The 13,456-nt window shown below is 27.5% G+C and carries 11 protein-coding genes and 1 pseudogene; 1 reads left to right on the forward strand and 11 read right to left on the reverse strand.

All coding sequences use genetic code 11. The features are described 5' to 3' along the window. Positions 1-5: 5 nt before the first annotated feature. The 8 genes and pseudogenes from I2A75_RS00320 to I2A75_RS00355 all read right to left on the reverse strand — a co-directional run bounded on the left by I2A75_RS00320 (position 6) and on the right by I2A75_RS00355 (position 8,853). Positions 6-716, reverse strand: a complete 711-nt coding sequence (locus I2A75_RS00320) for a GntR family transcriptional regulator (protein ID WP_195262490.1) — start codon at positions 714-716, stop codon at positions 6-8. A gap of 244 nt (positions 717-960) precedes the next feature. After that, positions 961-3,270 (reverse strand): bifunctional glutamate--cysteine ligase GshA/glutathione synthetase GshB, encoded by a 2,310-nt coding sequence (gene gshAB / locus I2A75_RS00325; protein ID WP_195262491.1) that lies wholly within the window; start codon positions 3,268-3,270, stop codon positions 961-963. Beyond that, a complete protein-coding gene (locus I2A75_RS00330) occupies positions 3,254-4,582 on the reverse strand; it encodes an MATE family efflux transporter (protein ID WP_195262492.1) in 1,329 nt (442 codons plus the stop codon). Before I2A75_RS00330 ends, gshAB begins: the two co-directional genes overlap by 17 nt. Positions 4,583-4,602: 20 nt before the next feature. Then, positions 4,603-4,926 carry a metalloregulator ArsR/SmtB family transcription factor gene (locus I2A75_RS00335; RefSeq protein WP_195262493.1) on the reverse strand — a complete coding sequence of 108 codons (324 nt, stop codon included), beginning with the start codon at positions 4,924-4,926 and terminating at the stop codon, positions 4,603-4,605. A 635-nt stretch (positions 4,927-5,561) separates the two neighbouring features. After that, a pseudogene (locus I2A75_RS17895) lies at positions 5,562-5,810 on the reverse strand (HI0074 family nucleotidyltransferase substrate-binding subunit); the annotation flags it as partial. Positions 5,811-5,822: 12 nt separating this feature from the next. Then, entirely contained in the window at positions 5,823-5,951 is a 129-nt protein-coding gene (locus tag I2A75_RS18070; protein ID WP_279325018.1) for a hypothetical protein, read from the reverse strand. A 25-nt stretch (positions 5,952-5,976) separates the two neighbouring features. After that, complete coding sequence (locus I2A75_RS00350; RefSeq protein ID WP_195262494.1) at positions 5,977-6,774, reverse strand: RelA/SpoT domain-containing protein; 798 nt, start codon at positions 6,772-6,774, stop codon at positions 5,977-5,979. Positions 6,775-6,819: 45 nt separating this feature from the next. Then, positions 6,820-8,853: a YgiQ family radical SAM protein gene (locus I2A75_RS00355; RefSeq protein WP_195262495.1), complete on the reverse strand. Its 2,034-nt coding sequence runs from the start codon at positions 8,851-8,853 to the stop codon at positions 6,820-6,822. A gap of 592 nt (positions 8,854-9,445) precedes the next feature. Here I2A75_RS00355 and I2A75_RS00360 point away from each other — a divergent pair. Next, positions 9,446-9,601, forward strand: coding sequence for a hypothetical protein (locus I2A75_RS00360; protein WP_195262496.1), 156 nt, complete (start codon positions 9,446-9,448; stop codon positions 9,599-9,601). A gap of 179 nt (positions 9,602-9,780) precedes the next feature. Here I2A75_RS00360 and I2A75_RS00365 read toward each other — a convergent pair whose 3' ends face one another. The 3 genes from I2A75_RS00365 to I2A75_RS00375 all read right to left on the reverse strand — a co-directional run bounded on the left by I2A75_RS00365 (position 9,781) and on the right by I2A75_RS00375 (position 13,259). Then, positions 9,781-10,770: an Rpn family recombination-promoting nuclease/putative transposase gene (locus I2A75_RS00365; RefSeq protein WP_195262497.1), complete on the reverse strand. Its 990-nt coding sequence runs from the start codon at positions 10,768-10,770 to the stop codon at positions 9,781-9,783. A gap of 272 nt (positions 10,771-11,042) precedes the next feature. Continuing rightward, complete coding sequence (locus I2A75_RS00370) at positions 11,043-12,371, reverse strand: MATE family efflux transporter (protein ID WP_195262780.1); 1,329 nt, start codon at positions 12,369-12,371, stop codon at positions 11,043-11,045. Between the two features lie 198 nt (positions 12,372-12,569). Further along, positions 12,570-13,259 carry a hypothetical protein gene (locus I2A75_RS00375; protein WP_195262498.1) on the reverse strand — a complete coding sequence of 230 codons (690 nt, stop codon included), beginning with the start codon at positions 13,257-13,259 and terminating at the stop codon, positions 12,570-12,572. Positions 13,260-13,456 lie beyond the last annotated feature (197 nt).

Raw genomic sequence — 13,456 nt, forward strand, 5'->3', positions numbered from 1 at the left:
ACTTTCTATCTAACGCTTATACTTTTAAATTCAAATTTATCATTTCTATGACGTGATTTTGAATATTCAAAAGGTTGTCCGTTATCTAGAAATGCAATTTGTTCAACTTCTAATAATGGTGTATATTTACTTGCTTCTAAATATTTTTGTTCAAGTTCTGTTGGCAATAAAGCCCTTATAGTTCTATGGGCACTCTTTATTTTTAACTTAAGTTCTTTTTCTATGTATTCATATATCGACTTTTCTAAAATTCCCATTTTAAGTCCAATTATTATATCTATTGGCATATATGTATATTCAATAACATAAGGTTCATTATCTGCATATCTTACACGACAAATGTAGTATACGAAATCAGATTGATTTACTTTTAACTTTTTTGCTATTTCTTCTGATGGATTTACAACTTTAAACTCAAGTACTTTAGAAGTAACTTTTTTACATAAAGATGTATTAGTAAATCCTGCAAATTGCCTTGACTTACTTATTTCGTTTACATTTTCATTATCAACACTTTTTACAAATGTTCCTGCACCTCTTCTTTTAAAAACCAATCCACTCATAACAAGTTTATCTACAGCCTTCTTTACAGTTATTCTACTTACATTATAATATTCACACATTTCTTTTTCTAAAGGCAATTGTTCATTTTCTTTATACTTACCACTTAATATCTTATCTTGTAAATCTAATGCTATTTGCTCATACTTTAGCATGTTAATATTTCACCTCATATAATATTTTAATAATATTATAACATTTACATAATAAAATATTAATTAATTTATTATAAACATAGATTTGTATTTTATAAATTTATATAAAATTTTAATAAAGGCTTAATAATAATATAGAACCTAGTGATATTAAAAATATTTTATACCTTCATCCCTTATAATAAAATAAATAAAAGAACTTCTCTATAACAATTAAGTTAAGAAAAGTTCCTTTTATTAATATCTATTTATTTAATAATTCAAGAATATCTAGTATTTCCTTTGCAATTTCTCTTTCTTCTCCTTTATAAGGATATGAATGTATATGAATAGCAGGATTAAAGTTAAGTTCAATTATTGCATAACTTGAATTTTCATCATTATAATCTTCTATCATCATATCAACACCACAGATATTAGCACCAACTGACTTTGCTGATTCTACAGCTATATCTTTAAACTTTTTAGGTATTAAATCTGTATAATCTATACTATCTCCACCTGTACTAATATTAGAGTTTTCTCTTAGATAGACAATTTCATATTCATTAGGAATATAATCAAAGTCCTTACCTTCTTGTTTTAAAAATAACTTAGCATGATCATCTAAATTTATTTTTTCTAATGGAGTTTTATAGCCCTTTCCTCTTAAGGAACTTTTATTTTTTTCTTCAACAAGTTCTTTAATTGTACTAATTCCATTTCCAATAACATTTGCTGGCACTCTATGAAGAATTCCAGGAACTTTATCTCCTATTACTAAAAATCTATACTCTTTTCCTTTAATAAACTCTTCTACTAAAACTGTATTGTCATTTGCAAAAGCAATTTCAAAAGCCTCTTTAAGATCATCTTCCTTAGCTCCATCTTTAAATATTGATATACCAATTCCAAAGTTAGTTGACTTTGGCTTTACTACTATAGGTTTATCAATAAATTTATTAATATTTTCAAAAGCCTCTTCTAAGGAAAAGAACTCAAACCCACTCGGAACTTTTATATTATTTTTATTTAAAATTTCCTTTGTAACAACTTTATTTTCCATCATTAAAACTGTTATATAGCTGTCTTTAGAAGTTTTAGTTGCTTGCTTTACATATTCAATATGGTCGCCTTTCTTTAATGAAATAAAGTTTTCACTTCTATCTATTACATCAACTTTAATTCCTCTTTTCATAGCTTCCTTCATTAATATTTGAGTTGAAAGCTCTAAATCTTCAAATCCTTCTAACTTAAATCTATTTTTATAAGCATCTTCACGATATGTTTTAGCTAGTTTTAAATGACTTTCTATAAATCCTTCTTCTTTTACCATTTCAGAAATTCTATAAGCATAAGTTAATTTAGGATTTAATATCTTTTCCATCATATTATTTATTATTTCTTCTTTTCCTAAACATAGCTCATCATTCATATCTTTAATTTCATTTAATATTTGCATAGCCCAATCATTTTTAGATATAGTTTTTCCATCTTTATATAAAGTTACATCCATTTGTCCATACATAGAAATTATATTTTGATTATTTTGAGCTTCTTCTTGCCAGTTCTTATAATCACTTTCTTCTTTAATAAGTAAGTATATAGTAAATATATTTATAAAGTTTAAATCATCTAGTGATATACCAGCTTTATTAAATGGATTTATATCTATGCTTCTTATTTCAAGATAATTTATTCCATCATCTAATAATGAATCTAAAAATCTAGTGTTATCTATTGCTTTTAGCCTTATTTGTGTATATAACTCTTTATGACTATCTATAAGTTTATCATCTATAAATCTATATACGCTTGAAACGTAATCCTTAACCGAAGTATATTCTGGATGTAAATCTATAGGATTCTTATATCCGCATTCACTATTTCTATAAGATATGGCTCCATCATTAGTAAAACTATCATTTGATATCTTATTTAAATCTACTACACATTTATCACCAAAAGTCTTATGCATAATAGTAGTTCCACCTAAAAGATATATAAGTAACCATCTGTATCTTAAATAATTTCTAACTACTTTTAAATATATATTATCTCTAAAGTCTCTGTAACTTTCTTCTTTTCCAAGAACTCTATATAAATCTTTTATTAATTCTTCATTAAAAGAAAAATTATAATGTATTCCAGATATTAATTGTTTTTTTCCACCATACTTTTTCAAAAGTTTTTTTCTATAATCACTTGCTCCCTTGCCAGTATCACACTTACCATAATCTGCAACAGGAATTAAATCATCCTCTGGAATATCACATGGCATAGATTGTGGCCAAAGATATTCATCCTTAAGCTCTAATGCTGTAATATCATAAAGAGAATTTAAAAAACTATGAACCTCTTCTAAAGTATTTAAAGTTGGTGTTATAAGTTCAATTTGACTTTCAGAAAAATCAGTAGTTATATACGGATGGCTTATCTTACATTCAAACACTTCTGGATGTTTAGTTAAAGCTAACTCACCATTTTCATTTACTCTTAATGTTTCACGCTCAATTCCAAAATTTCCTCTTAATAATTTATTTTTATATTCAAGTGATTTAATCACATCTAACATCTTGATACTCCTTCCATATCTTAAATTTATAAATCGAATAAGCTGTAGTCCCTTTTAAAATACTTGATATCGATATTCCCCACCAGATTCCACTTACTCCTATATATCTTGTAAGAACTAATGCTAGTGGAATTCTAAGTATAGTAAAAATTATACTTATAAGCGCTGGTATTTTAGGCACTCCAAGCCCTGTAAATACACCGTTAGATATCATTTCTATGCTTGCAAATATTTGTGAAAATCCTATTATTCTTAAATAATCACTTGCAATTACGATAGTATTATTTTCTCTAATAAATATCTTTACTAATACTTCCGGAACAAATATAAATATTACACTTACAAATAAAGCATAAATAATTCCTATTCCTACTGCTGTATTATAACCTTCATTTATTCTATCATACCTTTTAGCTCCATAATTTTGGCCAACAAAACCAGCAATAGCTCCATTTAATCCACCTACAACCATATAAACTATAGATTCTATTTGTAGACCTATTTTTTGAGCTGCTATTGCATCTGAACCAAATCCCCCTATTATTCTAGCTAAAATTATATTTACTAAAGTAAATAATACTCTTTGAAAAGACATAGGAAGTCCTAAAACAGTTATTTCTTTAATCTTACTATAATCTAATCCATTTTTTAAATTAATACTAAATAAACTCCTTGCCTTCACTATAAATAATAAAAACATTATACCATTTGCTATTAAAGTTCCAAGTGCAGCACCTGTAACACCTAACTTTGCTCCGTATATAAATAAAGGATCTAGGATCATATTTATAACTACTCCAATTGCACTTATATTAAGAGCACTTTTGTTAACACCAAAACTATTAAAAATTCTGATAAATAAAGTATTAAAGAAGGAAAAGAAAAGCATTGGCGAACTTATAGCTAAATAAATATACGCTTCTTTCTCAACTATAGTATTACCTAAATTTAAAAACTGTATAAAGTTCTTTCCAAAAAAGATCAATACTAAACAATATATTAAACTAACAATTCCATTTAATATTACTCCATTAGATATATACTCTTCTACTGCTTTATTATCTTTTTTTCCTATAGAATGTGCAACTTTTATTCCTGTCCCTATTACAACAAAAGCATTAATTGAATATCCAAGTCCAATAAAAAAGCTAGAGGATCCTATACTTGCTACTGCATCACTACCAAGTCCCCCTACCCATAACATATCTATTAAGTTATAAGTAAATTGTAATAGAGAACTTCCTATTATAGGTATTGCTAAAGTAATTAATACCTTTAACACATTACCCTTAGTTAAATCAACTTTTTTCATATTTTTCTCCATTTTCAAAGTTATTCACATTTATCCATACACTTTGAACTACATATACATTTTTGATTATCAGTCAAAATACTATTTAAAAATCTCATAACTTCATCACATGATTCTATATCCAAACTATAATACATCCATGTACCTTCTTTTCTGCATTTTACTATCCCACAATCCATCAATACTTTCATATGATGTGATAATGTTGGTTGGGTAAAATGAAAACTTTCTAATATTATACAAGCACATTTTTCTCCTGTAGATAGCATATCTACTATTTTTACTCTATTTATTTCACCTAGTGCTTTAAATATCTTTGTATTCTTCTCATAGTTTTTAATCATAACACCCTCCTTACATAGATAGTTGTCTATATATAGTTTATAAATTATATAGATGATTATCTATATACAACATATTTAAATATAGATTATTATCTATGTTTAGTCAATATATAATCTGTAATATTTTGCGAAGCAAAATGGTGAAAGAATGAAAAAATAAAAGAATGAAAAAATTAAGGTGAAAAATACTTAAAGGATTTTTAAAGAAAGTAGTATCACCAAAAGAAAAATATCTTCTGCTAATATCCTAAGATAAAAGAAGCACCTTGGCTTCTCAAGGTGCTTTTAAAAATAAAAACATATTTATAGAATTAATTTAAATTAACTATTCTTTATATAAATAACTTTGCCTGATCTATCAATATGCGCTTTTAACTCATCATCATTTAAATGTATATAATCTACTATATCAAATAAATATGGTAATGGACCTTGATCTTCTAATAAGGAATGTAATCTTGAAACAGTATCAAAATTAATATTTTCTCCTATAATAGCTAAATCTATATCTGATCCTGGCTTGTAATTTCCCTTAGCCCTAGAGGCAAAAATAATTGTTTTTTCAATTTCATTAAATTTACTAAGCTTTTCTCTTATATAATTTAAATCAAATTCTTTTAATCAAAACTCCATAATTATTCCTCTAACTTTTCTAATAATTCTTTTATTATAGGATAATATGCTGATTTTATTAATTCTTCTGCTTGCTTAGCAACTTCTTCATCATAAGTATGTGCCATTAAATTTCTTTTTTCTAATGCATCAATCCATATATGTCCTTCTATAATTAACTGTGTTTGAAAAGCTATTTGAATTGTTGATCGTGGACTTTTGACTTCATATCCTTCAAATTCTAGATAATCCTTCATTGTTTTCCATGCTAATTCAAAAGTATATTAAAAACATTGAATTAATCCTTGTACTTCAAATTTATTAAGGTCACCTTTTTTTATAAACTCGCTTAATTGAGCTGCTGCCTTTTTAAAATTTGAAAATCTTTGCTTCCAGCGTATATCTTGATTCATATTTAACACCTACTTCCTTATGACTTTATTTTAAACTTCTTAATTTTTCTATTTCTTCTTTTTGCTCTTTTATTACTCTTAAATATTCCTCTTCTTTATTAAACCATTCCTTACTTAAATCATTTATTAAAGAAGCCATTTCATCAGCACTACCTGCAATTCTGTTAAATAAAAGAAGATTTGACTTTAGTATTTCTGGTATTTCTACATGAGAATATCTAAGTCTATGATCAATTTCACCATAACCTTCTTCAAATATTGTTCTAACTTGAATTTCAGCTATAACTTTTTCGTTAGTTGGATAAAACTCAACTAAGTAATGAACTGATCTATATCCTGATATTCTTGATCTAACCTCAATATCTAGTTCTTCAAACTTTTTAGTATTATCTCCTTCTCTAACATTTGCAGTAACCTCTATAACCTTCCAAGTCTTAGTGATAAATTCATGAATATCCTGCCACTGATCTTTAAATATATGTATAACTCTAATTCCAATTAAATCATTTATTTCATTTTTATAATTATCTAAAGTAAATTGAAAGTCTTCGCCATATTTTAATTTTCTATCTTCAGTTTTTCTTATTATTTTTTCAATTAATCTATCTGGATCTTTTATCCTTGATTTAACTGAATGAATCATTGGCTGAGAACGTAAAATATTAGATATAAAATCTGCTTGATTCTCATAAGATATTTCATAATCTACAAAATCATTATAAATATCTTTTAAAACTTCGATATCTATATTATTTTCTTTTATTATCTCTTCTACCTGTGGATATTTTAATATGAATTCATCTATCCTAAAACTCTTTTTCATTTCCTTATTCCCCTTTGGCTATAGGATTATTATAGTAGTTTAATTTTATCTACCTTTTCTACTATTACTCTTGCTATTTCTTGACTTTGATCCCTTACCTTTAAAATCTCCAAATTTTTCTTTTGCCGCACCTTTGTTATTTGTAGACTTTGAATTTGATTTACTATTCATTTTTGAAGATGACTTTGAAGAAGATTTTGACTTAGGGCCTTGTTTACCTCTATTAGAACTTCCTCTTGCTATTGCTTCTTCCTTTTTCATCTTAGCCATATATCTATCAGCTTTTGATTTTATTAAGCATTTAGGACCATTTCCTATTAAGTCTTCTCTTCCTGCTTTAACTAAAGCATCATGAACTAAGTTATAGTTCTTAGGATTTTTAAATTGAAGAAGTGCTCTTTGCATAGCTTTTTCTTCTCTTGTCTTTGGAATATAAACCTCTACACCAGTTATAGGATCTACTCCTGTATAGAACATAGCAGTTGATAATGTTCCTGGTGTTGGATAGAAATCTTGAACTTGCTCTGGCTGATATTTTGTATCTCTTAAATATTCAGCTAATTCTATAGCTTCATTTAATCCACTACCTGGATGACTTGACATTAGGTATGGAATTAAATATTGTTCTTTACCTAATTGCTTGTTAATCTTAAAGAACTTTTCTCTAAATCTATCATAAGTATCACCGGAAGGCTTACCCATATATTTTAAAGTATTAGCTGCAACGTGTTCTGGAGCAACTTTTAATTGTCCACTAACATGGTGTTCAACAAGTTCTCTAAAGAAAGTATCATCTTTATCTGCCATTATGTAGTCATATCTTAATCCTGAACGAACAAATGCCTTCTTTACTTTAGGAAGTTTTCTTATCTTTCTAAGTAATCCTAAGAATTCACTATGATCTACTATTAAGTTTTTACATGGCTTTGGAGTTAAACATTGTTTACTCTTACATGCACCTATAGTAAGCTGTGTTTTACAAGCTGGTTTTCTAAAGTTTGCAGTTGGGCCTCCAACATCATGTATATATCCCTTAAAATCTTTAAGATTAGTTATTTCAACAGCTTCATCTAATATAGACGCTTCACTTCTACTTTGAACAGCTCTTCCTTGATGGAAAGTAATTGCACAAAATGAACAGTTACCAAAACATCCTCTTGAGCTTACTATACTAAACTTAACTTCTTCTAAAGCTGCAATTCCGCCAAATTCATCATATATAGGATGACATTCTTTAGTGTATGGAAGTGCATAAACTTTGTCTAATTCTTCTCTTGTAAGAGGCATTTCTGGAGTATTACAAACTACATATCTATCTCCATGCTTTTGTACAAGTACTTTCCCTCTTACAGGATCTTGTTCTTCATATTGTATTTTAAAAGCCTCTGCATATTTCATTTTATCTTTTGTAACTTCTTCTCTTGAAGGTAATAACTTATAATCACCATAAATTTCATCTAATGAATCTATAGTATATGTAGTTCCATTTATATGCCTTATGTATTTTGCTTCAAATCCATCATTTAAAGCATTTGCAACTTCTACAATTTGCTTTTCACTCATTCCATATGTTATAAGATCTGCTCCACTATCTATAAGTATTGAATTTCTTACATTATTATCCCAATAATCATAGTGAGCTAGTCTTCTTAAACTTGCTTCAAGTCCACCTATAACAATATTTATATTTTTATAAGCTTCTCTTATTTTATTACAATAAACTATTGTAGCTCTATCTGGTCTTGCTCCCATTTTCCCACCAGGAGTATAAAGATCTTTTTCCCTTCTTCTCTTGCTTACAGTATAATGGTTAACCATAGGATCCATATTCCCACCATTAACTAAGAAAGCAAGCCTTGGTCTTCCAAGCTTCATAAAATCGTCTGTACTATGCCAATCTGGCTGTGGGATTATACCAACTTTATATCCTGCATCTTCTAATACTCTTGAAATAATTGCTGTTCCAAAACTATGATGATCTATATAGGCATCCCCTGTTACTATAATGAAATCACATTGTTCCCATCCACGTTCTTGCATATCTTCTTTACTGATTGGTAAAAATCTGTTATTTGACATTTAAACACCCACTTTTTTAAAATTGACAATTGATACTTGAAATCTTCGTATTAATCCCCTACATATCAATATTAACGTTACGTCTAATGATTATAACATTTTAAATCAATTAAATCATTTATTTTTTGTAAATTGGAATTAAAATTAATGATATGTATTAACTTTCCGATTTTTATATAATTTCTAACATAATTCTAAATTTAAGATATATAAGATGACTAAATTTTTATAACTCACTTCACTGGCCCAATCAAAATTCTTAATGCTATATTACTATCTTAAATAATGGTTATATCTTCTAATTATAATAAAGTACATAATTTAATATATATCATTACTTAAGTTAATTTTTTATTTAAAAATTTTAAAACTTATCGCTTTTTGCATATTTAAATAATAGATAAAAAAACTACTTAATAAGCCCTCAAAAGCAGTAAATTCAATACTTTAAAAGGATATAACAAAACGTGATACCCTTTAGAAATCAAAATATGGATAATATTAAATTTATTTCTTCTTACCTTAATGAACTAATAATTTTTATTAATCTCCTAATACTATAAAGGTAATATTATTTTAGGAGGGAAAATTTATGAAAAATGATAACAGAAGAACTCATTCAAAAGAAAATGTACTAAGAAATGGGACAAAAACTCAAAATCAACAAGCAAATAGTTCATATAATTTTACAGTTGAAGAACCTGCTCTTAATGAAAGTGGAGTTGAAGCAAAGAAAAGAGGATTTTAGGTGCTATCGCACAATTAAGAATTAAAAATGTATAATTGATAATTCATGTGAAAATAACTTAAAATAGTAAAGAGTAGTTATTTTTGTTTAAAACAAAAATAACTACTTTTCTATGCAATTTAAAAGTTTATGAATCTTAGGGTGCTTGTGGGTGCTTTATATCCCACTTACTATTTAAATTAATGATTTAATTTTCTTAACTCCTTAACTGTTTCAATATCTAATCCTGTCTTTTCTGAAATAATTTCATCATCTAATATATCAAGTAATTTTATAGCTAACTCTTTTCTTGCCTCTTCTCTTCCCTCTGCTCTTCCTTCCGCTCTTCCTTCTGCTCTTCCTTCTGCTTTTCCCTCTTCTTTTGCCTTGTCTTTCATATCTTCTAATATAAAAGCATTTCTTGCAACCATAAGCTCAACCTCCATTTTATCCGCTTCTAATATCTTTATAGCTGAATCTGCTAACTCTTTAACTACGGTATTCTTAATCCAATTCTTAATTGCTTTAATTTCAGTTTCTGAAAGAGAATTAAAATATAAAGCTATAACCTTTATTCTTTCTAAAAACTCTAACGCATCTACTTTTTGATCTAATAAAAATATTGCAGATGTAACATTTTTACTTATTACAAGATTTTCTTTATTAAATTTCTCATCATTACTTATATCAAAAACATCATAAGTAAAATTTAAAATATTACTTCCAAAAAGTTCTTCATTATAAATCATTTTTCTAAATTCTTTTGGAACTTCCCATTTCTCTTCTCCATTATATAAAACAACAGGAATTACAGCTGGTATTTTTATATTCTTATCATACTTTTTATGCTTTGCATTAACAGCATGTTCTCTTAATATTTCACACATATAAAAAAGTAATCTAAGAGGCATTCTGTAATCTACTGTTGATTGAAATTCTAAAAGTATATAAAAATATACTTCGGTATTATTAATATTAGCTTTATAAACAATATCAGACTCTAGTTCTTCATAATCTGCTGTTATATATGATTTATTTACTAAAGTTAGATTTTCAACAACTAAATACTTAGTCCACTCCTTATCTACTAAAGATTTAAATAAATCTACTGCTATCTCCTTTTTCGAATATAAATCTTTATAGCTCTTATCATGTATATGATGAATATCCTTTTTTATATTTTCACTCATTATCTTTTATTCCTCGTTTATCTTTTGTTTAATTTATTACCTTTATTATATTAAATTATTCATTTCTCATCAATAATTACTGCACTTGTTAAGTATTATATCATATTTTATAATGCCAAACCTGCCCTTATTTTAATTAGTAAATTAACGCTAATTAACGCTATTTTTAATATATTTATATAAAAATATATCAAAAAAAGTTGTAGTTTTCACTACAACCTTCAACAAACTAAAATTATCTTACATTTTTCTTCTTTTATCTATTGCTACAGCTAAATTTCAATAGATTTCATTTTTTTAAAGTAATAAATTCCAAGTGGAATTGATGCTGAAAGCCATGCAACTGGGTCAGCTAAACATATTCCTGTATATCCTATAAAACTAGGTAATGCAAAAGCAACCACTGCTCTTGCTATAAGCTCGAAAGCCCCTGCCATCATTGGAACAAAGGATTCCCCCATACCTTGAAGTGCATTTCTATATATAAATATTAGCCCTAATGGTATAAAGAATATAGCAGAATAATTAAGACATTCTTGAGCATATGCTAAAATACTTGCATCTGGATTTTCAATGAATAATCCTACGAAGAATTTACCTCCAAATACTAATATTATACCCGCAATAATACTTGTAATTACAGATATCTCAGTACATTTTTTTACACCTTGTTTTATACGTGCATAGTTCTTAGCTCCTAGATTTTGTCCACAATATGTTGCCATAGTAACACCAAAAGTTATAGCTGGTTGCATTACTATTTGTAATACCTTTGATGCTGCTGTATAAGCTGCAATAGCTGAAGAACCAAAGACATTTAAAGCTCCTTGAACTGTCATAATACCAATAGCTGTTATAGAAAATTGTAGAGCCATAGGAATTCCAATTTTTAAATGTTTTTTATAAACCCTACTCTTAACTTTAAAATCTTCCTTTTTCAATCTTAAAATCTTATATTTTTTATATGTATAAATTAGACATAGTAATCCAGAAACTCCTTGAGAAATAATTGTTGCCCACGCTGCTCCAGCTACTCCCATTGAAAAGTTAACTATAAATACTATGTCTAGAACTATATTTAATATAGAAGCAACTATTAAAAAGTACAAAGGAGTTTTACTATCTCCTAAAGCTCTTAATATACCTGCTATAATATTATAAACTACTGTAGCTATAGTTCCTCCATAAATTATTATTATGTATGAATTTGCATCATCTATTATATTCTCTGGAGTATTCATTAAATGAAGCAAAGGTTTTGCTAGTACAACACTTACTAAAGTAATTATAATAGTTGCTATTACAGATAATACTAATGCACTTGCCACTGCTTTTTTCAAGCCTTCTTCATCTTTAGCTCCAAACTTTTGAGATACTAAAACAGCAAATCCACTTGTTAAGCCAACAACAAAACCATTTATTAAAAATGACATAGAACCTGTAGATCCAACTGCTGCTAGTGCATCTACACCTATAAATCTACCAACTATGATAGTATCCACCATGCTATAAAACTGCTGAAATATATTTCCTATAAGTAGTGGTATTGAAAATAATAGTATTAATTTAACTGGATTTCCAGTCGTCATATCTTTTGTCATATTTCTTGCCATAACTCTACTAATCTCCTATAAATTTATTCTCGATTATATAGAATACCATCTTTCTTAAGAATTATAAAGTCTTTTAATTTTTCCATGTAAAATATTTCTTTTATAAACTTTTATATTATGTTAAGTAATTTAAAATAAGTATTAACTCAGTTGAGCTAATACTTACTTTAATGCTTAAATATTAAATTATCTTCTACTTCTATGGTGTTTACTATGTGAAGAACGTCTTCTACCATTATTTGAATTTGAATTAACATTATTATTCATACCGCCACCATTCATAGCATTAAAAAGCATAGCTAATGGATCCATTTGTTGGTTTCCATTATTATTCATATTATTAGCATTATTATTTGAAGTAGGATTATTTTGACTGCCTCCACCCATTAACATACTCATTAACTGGTTCATATCTACGCTACCATTACCTGAACTTCTTTGCTGATTTCCTGCTCCTGCAGAATTCATACCGCCTAATCCATTCATGAGCATTGATAAGGGATTATTTGCATTAGGATTTTGAGAACCAGCATTTCCTCTATTGTTAGTATTTCCTCCATTTTGATTTGGCATATTCATACCATTTCCGCCCATAAGCATACTTAACAATTGGTTCATACCATTTCCCTGACCATTCATTCCATTACCTGCTCCATTCATTCCTCCCATTCCATTCATTAACATAGATAAAGGATTATTATTGGCACCGTTCATTTGATTTTGTCCACCCATAGGTCCACCCATCATAGAACCTAATAGCATATTAATAAGTGGGTTTCCTCCTCCACCTAATCCGCCTAGTGGATTTCCGCCTCCACCCATATTAGGCATTCCGCCTCCCATAAGGCCCCTAAAAAGCATATCCATCATTTGCATATGGTTTTCTCCTATTAAATTATTGTTACTATATAAGTATTTCACTATAATTCATTTTGCTACAACTATTTTAAAGTTAATATACTATTTAATTAAAATATTCTATAAAAATAAACACCTTCTAATTAGCCCACTAATTATACAAGGTGTTTATTTCACTAATGTTTTTACTATATTACTATGAATCAAGAGTAATC

It is taken from the genome of Clostridium sp. 1001275B_160808_H3 (assembly GCF_015550425.1).
Lineage (GTDB): Bacteria > Bacillota > Clostridia > Clostridiales > Clostridiaceae > Clostridium.

Excerpts from the sequence above, each read along its gene's own strand:
- gshAB (WP_195262491.1), bottom strand. The coding sequence starts at position 3,270 with ATGTTAGATGTGATTAAATCACTTGAATATAAAAATAAATTATTAAGA.
- I2A75_RS00370 (WP_195262780.1), bottom strand. The coding sequence starts at position 12,371 with ATGACAAAAGATATGACGACTGGAAATCCAGTTAAATTAATACTATTA.
- I2A75_RS00330 (WP_195262492.1), bottom strand. The coding sequence starts at position 4,582 with ATGAAAAAAGTTGATTTAACTAAGGGTAATGTGTTAAAGGTATTAATT.
- I2A75_RS00375 (WP_195262498.1), bottom strand. The coding sequence starts at position 13,259 with ATGCAAATGATGGATATGCTTTTTAGGGGCCTTATGGGAGGCGGAATG.
- I2A75_RS18070 (WP_279325018.1), bottom strand. The coding sequence starts at position 5,951 with ATGAATCAAGATATACGCTGGAAGCAAAGATTTTCAAATTTTAAAAAG.
- I2A75_RS00335 (WP_195262493.1), bottom strand. The coding sequence starts at position 4,926 with ATGATTAAAAACTATGAGAAGAATACAAAGATATTTAAAGCACTAGGT.
- I2A75_RS00350 (WP_195262494.1), bottom strand. The coding sequence starts at position 6,774 with ATGAAAAAGAGTTTTAGGATAGATGAATTCATATTAAAATATCCACAG.
- I2A75_RS00365 (WP_195262497.1), bottom strand. The coding sequence starts at position 10,770 with ATGAGTGAAAATATAAAAAAGGATATTCATCATATACATGATAAGAGC.
- I2A75_RS00320 (WP_195262490.1), bottom strand. The coding sequence starts at position 716 with ATGCTAAAGTATGAGCAAATAGCATTAGATTTACAAGATAAGATATTA.
- I2A75_RS00360 (WP_195262496.1), top strand. The coding sequence starts at position 9,446 with ATGAAAAATGATAACAGAAGAACTCATTCAAAAGAAAATGTACTAAGA.
- I2A75_RS00355 (WP_195262495.1), bottom strand. The coding sequence starts at position 8,853 with ATGTCAAATAACAGATTTTTACCAATCAGTAAAGAAGATATGCAAGAA.